Origin of the sequence: Comamonas testosteroni ATCC 11996 (assembly GCF_000241525.1) — a bacterium.
GTDB lineage: Bacteria > Pseudomonadota > Gammaproteobacteria > Burkholderiales > Burkholderiaceae_C > Comamonas > Comamonas testosteroni.
Genome location: NZ_AHIL01000043.1, coordinates 380,596 through 396,931 on the forward strand (window position 1 = coordinate 380,596; position 16,336 = coordinate 396,931).

At 59.0% G+C, this 16,336-nt stretch carries 14 protein-coding genes; 8 read left to right on the forward strand and 6 right to left on the reverse strand.

All coding sequences use genetic code 11. The features are described from left to right. Positions 1–3: 3 nt before the first annotated feature. Positions 4–1,491 carry an MBL fold metallo-hydrolase gene (locus CTATCC11996_RS20125; RefSeq protein WP_236597846.1) on the forward strand — a complete coding sequence of 496 codons (1,488 nt, stop codon included), beginning with the start codon at positions 4–6 and terminating at the stop codon, positions 1,489–1,491. On the opposite strand, the gene CTATCC11996_RS20130 is transcribed toward CTATCC11996_RS20125, so the two are convergent. Further along, on the reverse strand, positions 1,492–2,397 hold the full coding sequence (locus CTATCC11996_RS20130; RefSeq protein WP_003079743.1) for an MBL fold metallo-hydrolase: 906 nt from the start codon (positions 2,395–2,397) through the stop codon (positions 1,492–1,494). A gap of 94 nt (positions 2,398–2,491) precedes the next feature. Between CTATCC11996_RS20130 and CTATCC11996_RS20135 the strand changes: the two genes are divergently transcribed. From CTATCC11996_RS20135 to CTATCC11996_RS20145, 3 genes are read left to right on the forward strand one after another with little or no spacing between them, the layout of a single operon-like run. Further along, entirely contained in the window at positions 2,492–2,836 is a 345-nt protein-coding gene (locus CTATCC11996_RS20135; RefSeq protein WP_003079745.1) for an ArsR/SmtB family transcription factor, read from the forward strand. Beyond that, positions 2,833–3,276 carry a YeeE/YedE family protein gene (locus CTATCC11996_RS20140; RefSeq protein ID WP_003079746.1) on the forward strand — a complete coding sequence of 148 codons (444 nt, stop codon included), beginning with the start codon at positions 2,833–2,835 and terminating at the stop codon, positions 3,274–3,276. The genes CTATCC11996_RS20135 and CTATCC11996_RS20140 overlap by 4 nt, the downstream gene beginning before the upstream one ends. Before the next feature lie 18 nt (positions 3,277–3,294). Next, on the forward strand, positions 3,295–3,714 hold the full coding sequence (locus CTATCC11996_RS20145) for a YeeE/YedE family protein (RefSeq protein ID WP_003079747.1): 420 nt from the start codon (positions 3,295–3,297) through the stop codon (positions 3,712–3,714). Between the two features lie 185 nt (positions 3,715–3,899). Here CTATCC11996_RS20145 and CTATCC11996_RS20150 read toward each other — a convergent pair whose 3' ends face one another. Further along, the gene (locus CTATCC11996_RS20150) at positions 3,900–4,820 is read right to left on the reverse strand and encodes a LysR family transcriptional regulator (protein ID WP_003079749.1); all 921 of its coding nucleotides are present in this window, start codon (positions 4,818–4,820) and stop codon (positions 3,900–3,902) included. Positions 4,821–4,997: 177 nt separating this feature from the next. Between CTATCC11996_RS20150 and CTATCC11996_RS20155 the strand changes: the two genes are divergently transcribed. The 3 genes from CTATCC11996_RS20155 to CTATCC11996_RS20170 all read left to right on the forward strand — a co-directional run bounded on the left by CTATCC11996_RS20155 (position 4,998) and on the right by CTATCC11996_RS20170 (position 10,119). Further along, complete coding sequence (locus tag CTATCC11996_RS20155; protein WP_003079751.1) at positions 4,998–5,669, forward strand: orotate phosphoribosyltransferase; 672 nt, start codon at positions 4,998–5,000, stop codon at positions 5,667–5,669. Continuing rightward, positions 5,666–6,922, forward strand: coding sequence for a hydantoinase/carbamoylase family amidase (locus tag CTATCC11996_RS20160; protein ID WP_003079752.1), 1,257 nt, complete (start codon positions 5,666–5,668; stop codon positions 6,920–6,922). Before CTATCC11996_RS20155 ends, CTATCC11996_RS20160 begins: the two co-directional genes overlap by 4 nt. A gap of 809 nt (positions 6,923–7,731) precedes the next feature. Continuing rightward, positions 7,732–10,119: a DNA polymerase II gene (locus tag CTATCC11996_RS20170; RefSeq protein ID WP_236597847.1), complete on the forward strand. Its 2,388-nt coding sequence runs from the start codon at positions 7,732–7,734 to the stop codon at positions 10,117–10,119. Positions 10,120–10,139: 20 nt separating this feature from the next. On the opposite strand, the gene CTATCC11996_RS20175 is transcribed toward CTATCC11996_RS20170, so the two are convergent. Beyond that, on the reverse strand, positions 10,140–12,401 hold the full coding sequence (locus CTATCC11996_RS20175; protein ID WP_003079759.1) for a xanthine dehydrogenase family protein molybdopterin-binding subunit: 2,262 nt from the start codon (positions 12,399–12,401) through the stop codon (positions 10,140–10,142). A 17-nt stretch (positions 12,402–12,418) separates the two neighbouring features. Next, positions 12,419–12,883: a (2Fe-2S)-binding protein gene (locus CTATCC11996_RS20180; protein WP_003079761.1), complete on the reverse strand. Its 465-nt coding sequence runs from the start codon at positions 12,881–12,883 to the stop codon at positions 12,419–12,421. 153 nt (positions 12,884–13,036) lie between these two features. Here CTATCC11996_RS20180 and CTATCC11996_RS20185 point away from each other — a divergent pair, with 153 nt between their 5' ends. Next, on the forward strand, positions 13,037–13,975 hold the full coding sequence (locus CTATCC11996_RS20185; protein ID WP_003079763.1) for a LysR family transcriptional regulator: 939 nt from the start codon (positions 13,037–13,039) through the stop codon (positions 13,973–13,975). 404 nt (positions 13,976–14,379) lie between these two features. Here CTATCC11996_RS20185 and CTATCC11996_RS20190 read toward each other — a convergent pair whose 3' ends face one another. Both CTATCC11996_RS20190 and cysQ read right to left on the reverse strand, forming a co-directional pair. Beyond that, complete coding sequence (locus CTATCC11996_RS20190; RefSeq protein WP_003079765.1) at positions 14,380–15,351, reverse strand: Bug family tripartite tricarboxylate transporter substrate binding protein; 972 nt, start codon at positions 15,349–15,351, stop codon at positions 14,380–14,382. A 79-nt stretch (positions 15,352–15,430) separates the two neighbouring features. Next, positions 15,431–16,204, reverse strand: a complete 774-nt coding sequence (gene cysQ, locus CTATCC11996_RS20195; protein WP_034349739.1) for a 3'(2'),5'-bisphosphate nucleotidase CysQ — start codon at positions 16,202–16,204, stop codon at positions 15,431–15,433. Between the last annotated feature and the right edge of the window lie 132 nt (positions 16,205–16,336).

Consider the following 16,336-nt stretch of genomic DNA (forward strand, 5'->3'; position numbering starts at 1 on the left):
AACATGAGAAAAGTATCTCGCCTCTCCCGATACGCCTTTGCCACAGCCCTGGCACTGAGCCAGTTCGGCACAGGCACGGCCAACGCCCACGATCAGGATGATCGCGGTGGCTCGGGAGCGAAAAGCCCCGCTGTGCTTGCTGCCCGCGCCCAGGTGTTCAAGGCCAATCCGCAGATGGTCAGGTCCATCATGGAAGGCGGTGGCTTTGGCACCGAGCTGTCGTATGCAGTAGCCAACAGCATGTACAGCCGAACCGACCAGAACGCCATTGCAGATGCCCGAGCCAAGCTCAAAGTCGAGGCCGTGGCTCCACGCACCTGGCTGCTGCGTTTCCCCATCGTCAACGTGGTGGTCTTCGAGACCGACGAAGGCCTGGTCTTGGTCGATAGCGGCTACGCACCTGCAGGCCCGGCCTTGGCCGAAACGCTGAAGAAGCTCAGCAACAAGCCGTTGCACACCGTCATCCTCACGCACTTTCATGCCGACCATGCCTTTGGCGCCTGGGCGTTGATGGACCAGAAGCCGCATGTAGTGACCGAGCAGCGCTTCATCTCCCAGATGGAGCTGGACATGCGCAGCAACGGTCTGATTGCACGCAACAACCAGCAAAGCGTGGCCGATGTGCCCCGGACCTGGGCAGATGCAGTTCGGCCCACCCAGACCTTCAGGGACAAGACCACACTCAAAATTGGCGGCGAAGACTTTGTGCTGACCCATGCGCGCGGCGAGACCGAAGACCAGATATGGGTTGCCGTTCCAGGCCGGAAAATCGTGGCCAGCGCGGATTATTTCCAGGGGTTTCTGCCCAATGCGGGCAACGGCAAGCGCCGCCAGCGCTACCCCGAGGAGTGGGCCCGGGCCCTGCGCGACATGGCAGCACTCAAACCCGAGCTGCTGCTGCCGGCGCATGGTCCGGCCATCACCAAGCCCGAGGAAATTCAGGACCGACTGCCCGCCCAGGCCCAGATGCTGGACAGCATCTCCAGGCAAGTGGTGGCCGGCCTGAACAGCGGAGTACGCCGCGATCAGGTCATTGAAAAAGTCGCACTGCCGCCGGAGCTGGCCCGGCGAAGCGATGCACGCGAGCTATATGTGTCTGCCAAAGACATAGGCCGCATGGTGGTCAGCGAGTACAGCGGCTGGTGGGACGATATTCCATCGCACTGGCGCCCGGCGTCCCTGGCCAATGAGGCCAAAGAAATCGTGCAGCTAGCTGGCGGTGCCAGGCCGGTGATTCAGCGTGCAGTGGCGCTGGCAGACAGCAATCCGGAGCTGGCCTCCCATCTGGCCGACTGGGCCTGGTATGCAGACAGCGATGACACCGAGGTGGCTCAAGGCGCACTGAAGGTCTATTCCGCGCGTGTTGCCAAGCCTCTGCCCACGCAGGAAGTGCTGGTCTATGCCGAGCACATGGTGCGCCTGCAGCTCAAGCTCAATGAGCTGAACAGCACACGCGCGGCCAGCGCCAGTCAGAGCAGCAAAGCGCATTAATCACTGCTGCAGACCCTGAGGCAGCTGCCCATTCTTGGCAAAGGCATTGATGGGCAGCTGAATATAGGTGCGGCCGTCATCCTGTGCAGGCGGCAGCTTGCCGGCGCGCACATTGACCTGCACCGAGGGCAGAATCAGTGTGGGCATCTCCAGCGTGGCGTCGCGTGCAGTGCGCATCTGCACGAACTCAGCTTCGCTGATGCCATCATGCACATGGATGTTGCTGTCGCGCTGGGCCTGTACCGTGGTCTGCCATTGCGGCTTGCGCCCCGCCGGAGGGTAATCGTGGCAGACAAAGATGCGGGTCGGCTCAGGCAGCGCCAGAATGCGCCGAATCGAACGATAGAGCGTCGCCGCATCGCCGCCGGGAAAGTCGGCACGTGCCGTGCCCACATCGGGCATGAACAGGGTATCGCCTACAAACACGGCATCCTCCACACGGTAGGCCATATCGGCAGGAGTATGGCCGGGCACATGCATGGCCAGCAACTCCAGCTGCCCCAGCGGCAGACGTTCGCCATCCTGCACCAGATGGTCGAACTGGCTGCCGTCGGGCAAGAAGCTGCGCTCGAAGTGATAGATCTTGCGAAACACGGCCTGCACATCGCAGATATGGGCTCCGATCGCCACCTTGCCGCCCAGATGGTGACGAATATGCTGGGCTGCGGAGAGATGATCCGCATGAGCGTGAGTCTCCAGAATCCACTGCAGCTGCCAGCCATTGGCTCGCACATAGTCGATCAGCTTGTCCGCGGAGCGGCTGCTCAGGGTGCCGGATTTGGGCTCGAAATCCAGCACCGGGTCAATCACTGCGGCCTGACCACTGATCGTATCGGCCAGAACATAGCTCACGGTACCGGTTGCTGCATCAAAAAACGGCTCGATATGCATCACATTGGCTGACATGGCGACTCCTAAAACGATGTACCCAAAACTCTGAAGCACACCAATCAATTTACTTTTTTATATAATATATGAAAATATTTTGAAAAGCGGAACAGTGAACTCATCAACCTTTGACGAAGCACAGTCCACGCTGGATTTGCATGCCGTGCGAGCCCATGCAAGCGAAGCCGTGGCCATGCTCAAGCTGCTGGGCAATGAAGACCGACTGCTGCTGCTGTGCCAGCTCTCCCTGCAAGAGCGCACCGTGGGCGAGCTGGAGCAACTGACAGGCGTGTCCCAGCCTACCTTGTCCCAGCAATTGGGCATTTTGCGGCGTGAAGGTCTGGTCAGCACCCGCCGCGAAGGCAAATTCATCTGGTATCAGTTGGCCGATGCCCGCGCCCTGCAGCTGATGCAGACCCTCTATCAATTGTTCTGCCAACCAGGAGAGACAGCATGAATATCTTATGGAGTGAATTCACACCCTGGACATCTCTGGCCGGTGGCCTGCTGATCGGCCTGTCCGCAGCCCTGCTCATTGCCTTGCTGGGTCGCGTGGCCGGCATCAGCGGCATTGCCGGGGCATTGCTGCAGTTGCCGACCTGGTCCTCCATCAAGCAGTGGGGCTGGCGCCTGGCATTCATCCTTGGCATGGTTGCCGCACCACTGGTCTGGTCGCTGTTTGCCCCGCTGCCAGCCATGCAGCTGCCTTCCAGCCCGGCAGTCATCATTGCCGCCGGCCTGCTGGTGGGCTTCGGCACGCGCATGGGCTCAGGCTGCACCAGTGGCCACGGCGTGTGCGGCCTGTCACGCCTGTCGCCGCGCTCTCTGGCCGCTACGGCGACCTTTATCGCCACGGGCGCCATCACCGTGTTCGTGATGCGCCATGTCATTGCCTGAGTCAGCAAGGAGCACATCATGATCATCAATATTGCTGCCTTGCTCTGCGGGCTGGTTTTTGGCCTGGGTCTGATTCTTTCGGGTATGGGCAACCCCGCCAAGGTGCAGAACTTTCTGGATTTTTTCGGTCGATGGGATCCTTCGCTGGGTTTCGTCATGGGCGGAGCCATCGCCGTAGGCCTGATTGCCTTCACCTGGGCCAAGCGCCGCAAGACCGCCTTGTTGGGCGAGCCCATGCAACTGCCCGCCAGCACCGTCATTGATCGCAAGCTGCTGACAGGCTCGGCCCTGTTTGGCATAGGCTGGGGGCTGGCAGGTTTTTGCCCCGGCCCGGCGCTGATGAATCTGGCGACCCTCACACCGCAAGTCTGGCTGTTTGTCGCCGCCATGCTGGCCGGTATGTGGGCGCAGCATCTGTGGGCTGCAAAGCAAAGCTGAGACCTGGCGGCGATTCACTCAGGAGTCATCCACCAATCGACGTGCTTGGGCCGTGCAAGCTGCCTGCATCACTTGCCCATAGCGTTGCAGGCACGCAATGGCAGACATCGGCCTTGACCGGCTGAAGTGAGTCCAGCAAAGGCAGGCAAGCAGCGCCCATATCGCTTCATGCAATCCGCTCTGCCTCACTCCTTCGGCATCAGTGCCTGTGCAAAATGTCTGGCCGGTGCAGGAAGATCGGCAAAGCTATTGGCATACAGCTTGAGGCTGCGCTCTGCCCAGGCATCGGTCAGCGGCACCGCATGCAAAGCGCGAGCCTCGCCCAGTCTCTGGTATGCGCCTTCGGGCATGACGCCTACGCCCAGCCCGCATTCGATCATTCGGCACATGGCACTGAGGCTGTCGACCTCGATGCGCTGGCGCAGCATACGTCGGCCGGCGCGGGCTTCCTGATTGAGCACCTCCTGAACGATGCTGCTGTCGCGCAAACCGATTTGGGCGTAGTCCAGGGCTTCTTCATAGGCCAGCTCCTGATGCCAGGCAAGAGCGTGGTCATTGGGCATGATCAACACCATACGTTCATGCCGGTACGGCATGGACTCCAGGCCCTCGACTTCATCACTGGGACTGCAGACCCCCAGATCTGCCATGTGATCGCGCACAGCGCGCGCTACCGAGCGACTGGTTGCCTGACGCAGATCGATGCGGATGTCTGGATGATGCTTCACGAAGACAGCAATATCCTCGGGCAAGAACTGCTCCACGGCGGAGGCATTGGCACTGAGGCGCACCAGCCCACGTACGCCCCGCGCATATTCGCCAAGGTCGTCACGCAGGTGCTCGACCCCCAGAAGAATCGTGCGCGCATGCGCCAGCAGCAACTCTCCGGCAGGAGTCGGGCGCACCCCGCGGGCATGGCGCAGCAGCAAGGGAGTGCGGGCCAGGGATTCCAGTTCGGCAACACGCTTGCTGACCGCCGAGGCGACCATGCCGCCCTGCTCGGCCGCCCGCGCAATACTGCCGTGCTCGCAGATCAGCACGAACAGATCCAGCGATGAAAGGTCTATCTGGCGCAGAAAGCTGCGCGGCGAAGTGAAGTCGGACATGGAGCGATGACAAGCAGGCGCACGCAAGCGCAGCCAGGGATTTCAGACAGGACGCAGCCGTCAACACCCCGACGCGCAGCTCAAGCCATCTCGTTTTGGAACGGCTCGAGGAATTTTAGCCACTTCTTGCTGCAGGCCTGGCTACTTAACATGCCCGCTTTGCAAACACACACTCACATGCTTCTTTCCGCTTCCGACGCGCCACGCGTTGCCCGGGCCCTGGTCGGCCTCGGCGCTGTACGCATTGCTTCGCATCAACCGTTCATCTACACCTCGGGCTGGGCGAGCCCGGTCTATGTGGATGCGCAAGTCCTGATGTCCGATGTCGCTCTGCGCAGCGAAATCATGGACATCGCAGCCCGCTGCATGCGGCCACTGATTGCCGCCCGCGGCATCAATGCCATCGTGGGAACCGAAAGCTCGGGCATTGCCTTTGCGGCATGGCTGGCCGAGCGACTGGAGCTGCCCATGCTCTATCTGCGCAAGCGCCCTGTGGGCTGGGACATCACGGCCCAGCTCGAAGGCCGCCTGCCTGCCGATGCCAAGGTCCTGCTGGTGGATGACGTCACCACCGACGGTCGCTCCAAGGCCGGGACGGTTGCCGCCCTGCGCCGCGCCGGTCCCGTGGTCGAGGACGTGCTGGTTCTGCTCGACTATGCGCTCTATGCCCCCCAGGCAGGCACCCTGGCCGATCACGCCTTGTCCCTGCATGCTCTGGCGACCTGGAATCAGCTGCATGAAGCGCTGCTGGCGAGCGGACAGCTCAGTGCCGAGCAAAAGGCCACGCTGGCGGACTTCTCGGCTTCGCCTGTGGACTGGTCCATCCGACATGGAGGTAGCGGAGCATGATGGCCTGCAACACCATGACGGATACCAGCGCACTGGCGCAAGCCCTGCTCTCTGAGATTCGCGAAGCCACCCGTGACGGCCTGGGCGTCACCCGTGAAAGCTATGGCGAAGGCGAGACGGCCGCGCTGCGCATACTTGAGGACCGGGCCGAAGACCTGGGCCTGAGTCATGAATGGGATCGAGCCGGCAACCTGTGGCTGAGCCTGCCAGAGGAAAGCCGGGCGGAACCCTACATCGTGGTCGGCTCGCATGCCGACTCCGTGCCGCAGGGCGGCAACTTCGACGGACTGGCAGGCATTGTCGCCGGCATGCTGATGCTGCTTCAGCTGCGCGGCCGCCACGAACAGGCTCCGCCACTGCGCGTTCTGGCACTGCGCGGCGAGGAAAGCGCCTGGTACGGCAAGGCCTACCTCGGCTCTCTGTCCCTGCTGGGCAAGCTGCCTGCCGCCACATTGAAGCGCCCTCACCGAGATGGCGCAGGCGTGCTCGGCGAAGCCATGTCGCGCTGCGGCGCCGATGTCGACGCCATTGAGCGCGCCGAGCCGCTGCTCGACCTCGCGAATGTATCTGCCTATCTGGAGCTGCACATCGAGCAAGGTCCGGTCATGGTCAATCGCGGCTGGCCGGTAGCCCTGGTCACCGGCATCCGCGGCAACGTCCGCCACAACCTGATCCGCTGCATCGGCGAAACCGGCCACTCGGGTGCCGTGCCGCGCTGGCTGCGCAAGGATGCATTGCTGGCGGTTGCCGAGCTGCTGTCGCGCATGGACGAACACTGGCGCGTGCTGCTGCAGATGGGCATGGACATGGTGATGACCACGGGCATCTGCTCCACCTCCGCACAATCGCATGCGGTTTCCGTCATTCCCGGCGAAGTGGCATTCAGCTTTGAGGTGCGCAGCCAGGACACCCAGACCCTGGAGCGCTTCTATACCCTGATGCGCGAAGAGTGCCAGGCCATAGAGCGCGCCCGTGGCGTGCGTTTCGAGTTCGACGAGCGCCTGTTCACGGAACCAGCCACCATGGATGCAGGTTGGCTGAACCGTCTGGAAGCAGCCGCTGAGCAAGGCATGAAACTGGAGCGCATGGCAAGCGGTGCCGGCCATGATGCAGCAGTGTTCGCCAATGCAGGCGTGCCATCGGCCATGGTCTTCATTCGCAACGAAAATGGCTCTCACAATCCGCATGAAGCCATGGACATCGGCGACTTCCTGGCAGGAGTCGATCTGCTGACTCGCGCGCTGGTTGCCTGAACCCTGCTCGGTCCGGGCGGGCACTATTGAGTGCCTTGCGAACCGTCGCTCTAACCATGCGACATCAACCTCACACCTAATTACCTGATGAAATGCAGCTTGGTCCCGACCAAGCTGCACCGGAGATACCCTCTTCGGCTTCTCCTTAGCCTGCATCCGAAGCTACGACAAGCGGCAATCGTCGCATTGCGGTGTGTAAAGGCGTCTGAACATCCAGGCATTCTTTTCCGCGGGAATGATGGATGTGATGCTGCTCTCCGTCATGACGATGAGCAGATGGCCCCCTTGCCAGGATCTGCGCCAACAACTACAGCAGCACCGCTGACATTGTTGGAGGTGACTGAAAGGGCCGGCACCTGGAAGGTCTGGGCCTCGATGCCCATGTGCAATTTGCACTAGAGTGCGATCATTGTGCTGCATTGGCCCGCTCAATACACTGCCGACTCCCGTTGCCGAACCGTGCATTGAAATCCTGGCGGACCGACTTAGTGAACAAGTGACGGTTTTCGGGCGTAGAGCGGAATTTCAGACCAAGCCTCTCGTAATGCCTGCTATCGATATGGACAGTCGTCGATTAGCAATATTCAATCTCACGGAACACTGGCGTCACTCCATCTATTCGCTCCATCCGCTTTGGATCCGCGGAACGCCTGGAGCGCTGTTGACATGGCTCTGTTGGAAAAACGCGGTCATGATTGCTGGGTATCATTTCATTGGCACCTCTTTTGAAGCATGTGGCTTGCTCTGCAAGCTCATGTCATCACACACCGCCAGGGCCTTGAACTCCGGTTCAAGACGGTCACATTTGCTTGACTTCATCTTTCGTGCTATCTCCAGAACGCCAGGGATTCATCCTTACTCGCAATTGGCGAGACACGCCAGCGGGCGTCGAGCTCGAGTACTGGCTGGCAACCGATAGCGGCCCCCTGAAGGTCCTCCTCGCTGCTCAGAAATCTGTGGCTTTCGTCGAGGCCCGGCACAGAGAAGCGGTAGAAGCGCAACTCTCGCTCCTGGCTGGAGTGGAATTGCGGGAACTGGGCCTGAAGAGTTTTCAGCAAGAGCCCGTCCTGGGTGTCTATGCCAGGAGTTTCCGTCAATTACGGCGACTTGCCCGCACCCTCCAGCAACTAGGCATACCCCTACTGGAAGCGGATGTTCGTCCACATGAGCGCTACTTGATGGAGCGTTTCATCACGGCGGGAGTCGCGCTGCAAGGCGGCCGGACGGAACATGCGGCGCTGGTGAACTGCAAGCTTGTTCCTGCGCCCGATTTCCGGCCGGTTCTGAAGGTCGTGTCATTGGACATCGAGACCAGCCAGCACCAAGATCTGTATTCGATCGCACTGGACGGCATGGCAGAGCGTGTCGTTTTCATGCTGGGTGAGCCTCCTGTCAAAACCGTAGAAACGCCCGGTTTCGAGCTGATTCATTGCACAACACGCAAAGCCATGATTGACAGGCTCAACGATTGGTTTGCACGCAATGATCCGGACGTGATCATTGGATGGAATGTCATTCAGTTCGACCTTCGTGTGCTGCAGAAAACTGCAGACGAATGTGCAACACCACTACTCCTGGGGCGCGAGCGCAAGCCCATTGCATGGCGAACTCATCCCGGCAAACAAGGCTATCTGTTTGCCCCCATGCCAGGACGAGTTGTCGTTGACGGGATTGAAGCGCTCAGGGCCGCTGTCTGGAGCTTCCCGTCCTTCAGCCTCGAGAACGTCGCGCTAGAGCTTCTGGGCGAAGGCAAGGACATCGGAGACGAATACGACAAGATGGCCGAAATCGAGCGGCGCTACCAGCTAGACAAGCCCGCTCTTGCAGCCTACAACATACGCGACTGCGAGCTGGTTCTACGAATCTTCGAAAAGGCGAAGCTGCTGCAGTTTGCGATGGAGCGTGCCCACACCACGGGCCTGCAGCTCGACCAGTTCGGTGGTTCCATTGCTGCATTCAGCCATCACTATTTGCCACGCATGCACCGCATGGGGTATGTCGCGCCCAACGTGGGCGATGTTCAAGGAAAGTCCTCCCCCGGTGGCTACGTCATGGACTCCAAGCCTGGCTTCTACGACTCCGTCGTGGTTCTGGACTACAAGAGTCTCTATCCATCAATCATCCGCACCTTCCTCGTTGACCCAGTGGGTTTGGTCGAGGGTCGACATGCGAGCTCTTCCGAGCTTTTGATCAAAGGCCCAAGAGGCACGCTCTTTTCTCGCGAGAAACACTGTCTTCCGGAAATCGTGACCACCCTCTGGCAGGCCCGAGATGAGGCCAAACGCGCCAGGAACGAACCACTGTCGCAAGCGCTCAAGCTGGTGATGAACTCCTTTGCCGGGGTGCTAGGCGCTTCGGAATGCAGATTCTTCAATCCGGATTTGATTTCAGCCATTACCTTACGTGGCCACGAAATGGTGAAGCTCACAAGGAATCTGGTCGAAGAGCGCGGATACGAAGTTATTTATGGAGACACGGACTCCATCTTTATTTGGCTCAAGAGGCCCCATAGTACCGAAGAGGCATATGCCGTGGCTGCCAGACTGGCCCAGGACATCAACGCGTGGTGGACTCAAACCCTGCGCCAGGAGCAGGACCTGAAGAGCTTTCTTGAGATCGAGTTCGACACGTATTACAAGAAGTTCTTCATGCCCACCATCCGCGGTTCGGACGTCGGCAGCAAGAAGCGCTATGCCGGCCTGAGTGTAGACGCCGCCAGAAACGAATCGATGATCTACCGCGGCCTTGAAATGGCGCGAAGCGACTGGACACCGCTGGCACGGCAGTTCCAGGAGGGCTTGCTCTCGCGCGTCTTCCAAGGTGCCCCTTACCGCGAGTTCGTCATCGAGTACGCCCATTCGACGCTGGCGGGCAAGAAGGATGATCTGCTCATCTACCGCAAACGCCTGCGGCATCGCCTGGATGCCTACGTGGCCAATGTGCCGCCACAGGTCCGTGCCGCTCGCATTGCCGATGAGTACAACGATCATGTGGAGCGACCCAGGCAGTACCAGAACGGCGGCTGGATCCAATACGTCATGACCAGGAATGGTCCTGAGCCTTTGGAAATCCGCCGCTCACGCATCGATTACGAGCACTATCTGGCCAAACAGATCAAGCCGATTGCCGACTCGATCTTGATCCCCCTCGGAGAGGATTTCGTCACCCTGACGTCCTCTCAGCAGGAGCTTTTCTAGCGCGATCCAGGCTCATGCTCTTACGCCTTCGGGAAAGGCAGCTCGCGTGGTGTATGGCCGCTCAGCTTGGCGATGGCATTGGCAAAAGCGGGTGCCAATGGCGGCACACCCGGCTCACCCATACCCGTGGGTGCATCGGCACTCGGCACGATATGCACGGTGATCGCGGGCATATCGGTCAAGCGGGCCACAGTGTAGTCATTGAAATTACCTTGCTCCACCTGCCCGTCCTTGAATGTGATGGCCGCGCCAGGCAAGCACATGCCGAGCCCCATCAAGGCACCACCCTGCACCTGGGCCTCGACACTCCGAGGGTTCACCGCCAGATTGCAATGCACGCCAGCTGTAACCGCATGCAGCTTGGGAGTGCCGTCCTTCATCGATGCCTCGACCACATAGGCAACCACCGAATCAAAAGACTGATGCACGGCCACGCCCCAGGCTCTGCCTTCGGCCAGTCGACGCTTTCCGTAGCCCGACTTTTCGACTGCCAGTTGCAACGCTGCCTTGTGACGCGGATGCCTGTCGCCAAACTGTTGCAGCCTGTATGCGACCGGATCTTGCCCTACAGCTCGGGCGATTTCGTCCATCAAGGTCTCCATCACATAAGCGGTGTGTGTGGAGCCCACGCTGCGCCACCAGAGAACCGGCGCATTGAGTTCGGGGTGATGCACCGACAGTCGCATCGGCAGGTCGTACGGCTCTTTCATTCCTTCAACCGTCGTGGTGTCCACTCCGTTCTTGACCATGAAGCCCTCAAACGCCGTACCTTTGGCAAGCGACTGGCCTACGATCACATGATCCCAGGCGATCACCTTTCCCTTACCGTCAAAACCTATCTCGGCACGATGCACATGCATGGGTCTGTAATAGCCTCCTTTGACATCGTCCTCGCGACTCCAGATCATGCGCACCGGGGCGTCAACACCAGATGCTCTAGCGGCCTTGGCAATCTCGCAGGCTTCGGCCACATAGTCACTGCGCGGGTTGGCACGGCGACCGAAACCGCCCCCTGCCATTTGAACATTGACTCGAACATTCTGAGGAGCCACGCCAAGCACGCGCGCCGCAGTTGCAACTTCCCAGCCCGGAGCCTGTGTGCCCAACCAAAGTTCAACCTTGGCATCCTTTCCTGCACCTGTCACACGCACCGTGCAGTTCAGCGGCTCCATTGGCGTATGAGCAAGGTAGGGGAATACATACTCGGCACTGATTTTGTGAACAGCACCGTTCAGTGCCGAAACATCGACATCGAACTTGAGCGCGCCCGGTTTTTTGGCCAGTTCACGATACTGCGCCAGTTGCCGAGCCGAATCGACTTTGCCAACCGCTGCGCTGTCCCACTGGATTTTCAGGGCATCGCGCCCCTGCTTGGCTGGCCAGTAACCATCGGCCAGCACCGCAACCAGCTCGCCACCCCATACGCTGGGCACACGAAGCACCGCACGCACGCCCTTGATGGCTTTGGTTGCCGCATCGTCTACCGATTGAATCTTGCTTCCATACACCGGCGGATGCGCCACAACCGCGGTCAACATGCCCGGCAGATGCATGTCGATGCCGTAGGACTGGCTGCCGCTGGACTTGGCGCGTGCATCGAGCCGCCCCGTGGCACGACCGATGATGCGAAAGTCTTTGACGCCCTTGAGCTTCACCTGCTGCGGAACAGGCATCTTCATGGCCTCATCCGCCAACTCGCCGTAGCCCAGCTTCTTGCCTCGAGGTCCGATCACCTGTCCTGCCTGAGTGCGCAAGGACTGCGGGTCTACACCCCAGCGCTTGGCCGCCGTGGCCAGCAGCATGGAGCGGGTACGCGCCCCCAGTTCACGATACTGGACATACGAGTTCTTGATGGCAGTGGAGCCGCCCGTCAGATGCATCCCCATGACCGGATCCAGATACGCGGGATCGGCATTACCGTGCACGCTGTGCAACTTGGACCAATCGGCATCCAGCTCTTCGGCCAGCACCATGGGCAGGCCGGTTTGCACGCCTTGACCGAACTCCAGACGATTGATCGTTACCGTCACCGTGCCATCGCGATCAATCTTCACAAAAGCCGATGGCTGCTGGTAAGGCTTGAGTGCGCTTGTAGAGACCTCTTCGTTACCCTTCGCCTGTGCCAGTGCAGCGGAGGGAAATACGCCCAATGCAAAACCAGAGGCCGTCGCCAGCTTGAGGAAATCGCGTCGCTCGAGCTTTGTGCCTGCATCTATCGTGTCAGCCGCCAGCGCACGCAGACCTTTGGGCATGTCTGCAAGAAAATGGTTGGGTATGGGCATGGGGTGTGCTCCTTCTCTTAGGCCGACAGGTTTTTGGCAGCATCGTGGATGGCTGCACGGATGCGTGCATAAGTTCCGCAGCGGCAGATATTGCCCGCCATGGCTGCATCGATATCTGCATCGCTGGGTCGGCGATTGCTTTTGAGCAACGCCGTCGCGCTCATGATTTGCCCACTTTGGCAATAGCCGCATTGCGCCACATCGTTGCGAACCCACGCATCCTCGACAGCCTTTCCCACCTTGTCGGCAGCCTGTGCTTCGATGGTGTCGATTTTTTGCCCTTGCGCCGCCGATATGGGCGTAATGCAAGAACGGATGGCCTGGCCATTCAGATGCACAGTGCATGCACCACACATGGCCATGCCGCAACCAAATTTGGTACCTGTCATACCCAGCGTGTCACGCAGGGTCCAGAGAATGGGTGTTGAAGAATCCACATCGGCCGATGCGGGCTTGCCGTTGAGAGTGAATTTGACAGGCATGGGGAGTGCTTTCTTATTTGCTTTTAAACACAGGAGCTGCCGCACGAGCACATGCAGCATCGCGCGAAGCAGAGGCAGTGTGCGCCAGGCGATGCAAAAGAAAAAGCCAGTCAATCTATTTAAGTTATTAAGTTTTACTTAAAAATAGAAGCCATGAAGCCCGAAATACTCGCCTATCTGGCTGCCTTTGAGCAGGTAGCTCAGCATCGCAGTCTGACCTATGCCGCCCACGCCATCGGGGTCACACCGGCCGCACTGTCCCAGACGATCAAGAAGCTGGAAACCCGTCTGGATGTACGCCTGTTCGATCGAACAACGCGCAGCCTCAATCTGACAGAAGCCGGAAGAATCTATCTGGAGCGCATTTCCCCGGCTCTCACCAACCTGCGCGAAGCGACCGAAGATCTTCAACTCCAAGCGGGCGTCGAAGGCGGCACACTGCGCCTCACCATCTCTCATCCTGCAGGCCAGGTGCTCGTCGAGCCCATGCTCGCCGAGTTCTTTGCACTGCATCCGCACATTCATGTCGAGCTGGTCTATGACGACGGCTTTGTGGACATCGTGCGAGAAGGATTTGACGTCGGCATACGCAATGGCGAGTCACTGGAGGGCGATATGGTTGCCGTGCCACTCACACAGGATCTGACCATGTGCTTCGGTGCATCCCCTGCTTATCTCAGAACGCACGGCACACCCGAGCACCCCGATGAGCTGGAGCAACACCTATGCATCAACTACCGCATGAGCAGCAGCGGTGCAGTCTACAAGTGGGAATTCAATATCGACGGCAAACTGAGCGAGCGCTCCGTGAGCGGGCCACTGACAGTCAACCATAGCGACACGGCCATGCGCGCGGCCCTGGACGGCATCGGCGTGATTACCGGCTGGCGCGAATCCATGATCGACGCATTCAACACAGGCCAGTTGGTTGAAGTGCTGAAACCCTATTGGGCAAGCTTTCCGGGCTTTTATGCCTATTACCCACACCGCACACACCTGCCTCTCAAGACCCGGATATTTCTTGATTTTCTGGTCCAGCATGTGCAGCGCAATGGCTTGTCCGAGCTAGCCAGTGGGCAAATGAGCCCCTGACCTTGGCTTCTTCTTGTGTACTCCGGAATCAGTGACTTCCAGTCATTGTTAAGTTCAAGCCTCATGCCTCATCGCCGGATATTCTTCAAGGACTGAAATATCCCTGCAGCAGCTTGGCAACGATAGTTGCTGCTCATGTCTGCCTTGCACGCTACCAGTCAACACCAGCGATTGCAGCGACTCATTGCAGTCGGTAACCGTTCCAGAGCGCTCATCCGCGCATCAATGCAGGCATCCCAACGCAAGGTTCTCGGGAAGCTGGGGACAATGAATGGCAGCTCCAGCCCGGCGACTTGCCTGGAGTCCGCTCTCACAGCTCGGGCACAAGCGCTGCAGACCCGATGCTGTGCGATTTCTACATCAAATGATCTAGCTAAATTTGAGCTCCACTCAAAATCATGAGATCAATATAAAAGGCCGATTTTCCTAAAGAAACTTCGGTAGCTCTGATCTTCTGCTTGCAAAAATGGCTCGAATTGTTTGTGGTCCTTATACGCAACTTCAAAACCTGAATTTTCCAGTTGCTCCACAAAGCCTGTGTCTTTGATCACCTTGTTGATCTCGGTGGATAGATATAGAGCCAGTTCGGATGACGCCCCCTTGGGAAGAAAGACTCCTTGCCAGTATTCGAAGCTGACGCCTTGGAGTCCCTTCTCCTGAAACGTAGGAATATCGGGGAAGCGCTTCGACCTGTGAGCCGATGCAATGCCCAATGCGTGCATCTTTTGGCTTTGAAGATGGGAGGCTATGGGAGCAAGCCCCGCAAAAAGCAAGTCCACTTGTTTGCCCATCAGGCTTGCAGTTGCAGAAGCGGCTCCCCCGTATGGAACGTGCAATAGCTCGACCCTCAGAGCTTCTCCCAGGCTCTCGCCCACCAAATGCTGCAAGCTGCCAATTCCTGAGGACGCGAAACTCAGGCCACGGGCATTTTTTTGTGCTGCAACTGCGATATCACTCAGTTGATGTATTGCGGAGTCGCCCCGAGTGGCAAGAACAATAGGAGCCGAGGAGACTTTTGCAACCGGCACCATGCCAGCGACCTCGCCTGACTCCCGACTTCTGGTGTAAACAGGATTGATGAATATTTCGGCAGGCGACGCCAAGAGCAACGTATTTCCATCGGGCCTGGATTTTGCAACATAGTTCGCAGCAATGGCTCCACCTGCCCCCACTCTGTTTTCCACATAGACGGGACGCTGCAATTGCGCTGAGAGCCTGGTGGCAAACGCGCGCGCCAAGGTATCCATCGCACCGCCGGCTTCGAAGCCGACAACGATTTTGACGGATTGGCGAGACGCAGCCTTGTCGGCACAGGCTGCACTCATCAGCAGCCCGCAAAGCAGGCAGGCTCGAATTAGCGTCGCGGCAAAGCTCATGAATCTTCAACAGAGAGGTGGTGAGTGCCCGCACTCAGAGCATTCAGGGCGGGTGGCAATGCTGTGCGAAAGCTTGAAATCAGCGGTAATCTGCCGAGCAGGCATAGAAATGAGGGTTGCTCAAATCTCGTTTGCCGTAGCTCAGAACATCTCCATTGAGCGCATGAATCTGGCCGCCTGCCGCGGCCAGCACCGCATGACCCGCAGCGATATCCCACTCCATGGTGCGCCCCAAGCGGGGATAGAGGTCAGCCTCTCCTTCGGCAATCAGACAAATCTTGAGCGATGAGCCTGCACTTTTGAGTGAGCGCACCAAGCGCCCATTGAGAAACTGACCCAGCGCCTCGGCATCGCCGTGCGAACGGCTGGCCACCACATCAAGGCCATCCTCCGGAATGCTTCTACATTCAATGGCCTGCCGCCTGCCCTGCACCTCCAGCCATGCGCCAAGTCCTAAGGCTCCCGCGTACATGCGATCCAACGCTGGAGCGAACACGACACCCAGCACAGGGGTTTCATTTTCGATCAGCGCGATATTGACTGTGAACTCGCCATTGCGGTTGATGAACTCCTTGGTTCCGTCAAGAGGATCAACCAGCCAGAAGCACTGCCCCATATCAGGTACATATCCCGCTGCAGCTGCCTCTTCGGAGACGACGGGAAACTGCGACTGCAAGGCGCCCAGGCGCTCAAGAATCAGGCGCTCGGCCTTTTCGTCGGCTTCAGTCACGGGCGATGCATCCTGCTTGCCGCGCACCTCAAAGTCGCTGCAATAGATCTTCATGATTAAAGCACCCGCTTCGCGGGTGATGGCCATTACGTCTTCAAGCAGTGCGCTTCGAGTCTGAGTCACAAAAATCTCCTGTGTTGTTATTCAGGTGGTCCGTTTGGCCTATGCGCCGATCAGAGGACAGGCCGACAGTAAATGCGTCCGGATCTTCGCAAATAAGCGATTGAATGTTTAACAGGAATGCGCATGGCTGTT

Coding starts and splice junctions, on each gene's coding strand:
- CTATCC11996_RS20125 (WP_236597846.1), top strand. CDS start 4: ATGAGAAAAGTATCTCGCCTCTCCCGATACGCCTTTGCCACAGCCCTG.
- CTATCC11996_RS20130 (WP_003079743.1), bottom strand. CDS start 2,397: ATGTCAGCCAATGTGATGCATATCGAGCCGTTTTTTGATGCAGCAACC.
- CTATCC11996_RS20140 (WP_003079746.1), top strand. CDS start 2,833: ATGAATATCTTATGGAGTGAATTCACACCCTGGACATCTCTGGCCGGT.
- CTATCC11996_RS20145 (WP_003079747.1), top strand. CDS start 3,295: ATGATCATCAATATTGCTGCCTTGCTCTGCGGGCTGGTTTTTGGCCTG.
- CTATCC11996_RS20150 (WP_003079749.1), bottom strand. CDS start 4,820: ATGTCCGACTTCACTTCGCCGCGCAGCTTTCTGCGCCAGATAGACCTT.
- CTATCC11996_RS20155 (WP_003079751.1), top strand. CDS start 4,998: ATGCTTCTTTCCGCTTCCGACGCGCCACGCGTTGCCCGGGCCCTGGTC.
- CTATCC11996_RS20160 (WP_003079752.1), top strand. CDS start 5,666: ATGATGGCCTGCAACACCATGACGGATACCAGCGCACTGGCGCAAGCC.
- CTATCC11996_RS20175 (WP_003079759.1), bottom strand. CDS start 12,401: ATGCCCATACCCAACCATTTTCTTGCAGACATGCCCAAAGGTCTGCGT.
- CTATCC11996_RS20180 (WP_003079761.1), bottom strand. CDS start 12,883: ATGCCTGTCAAATTCACTCTCAACGGCAAGCCCGCATCGGCCGATGTG.
- CTATCC11996_RS20185 (WP_003079763.1), top strand. CDS start 13,037: ATGAAGCCCGAAATACTCGCCTATCTGGCTGCCTTTGAGCAGGTAGCT.
- CTATCC11996_RS20190 (WP_003079765.1), bottom strand. CDS start 15,351: ATGAGCTTTGCCGCGACGCTAATTCGAGCCTGCCTGCTTTGCGGGCTG.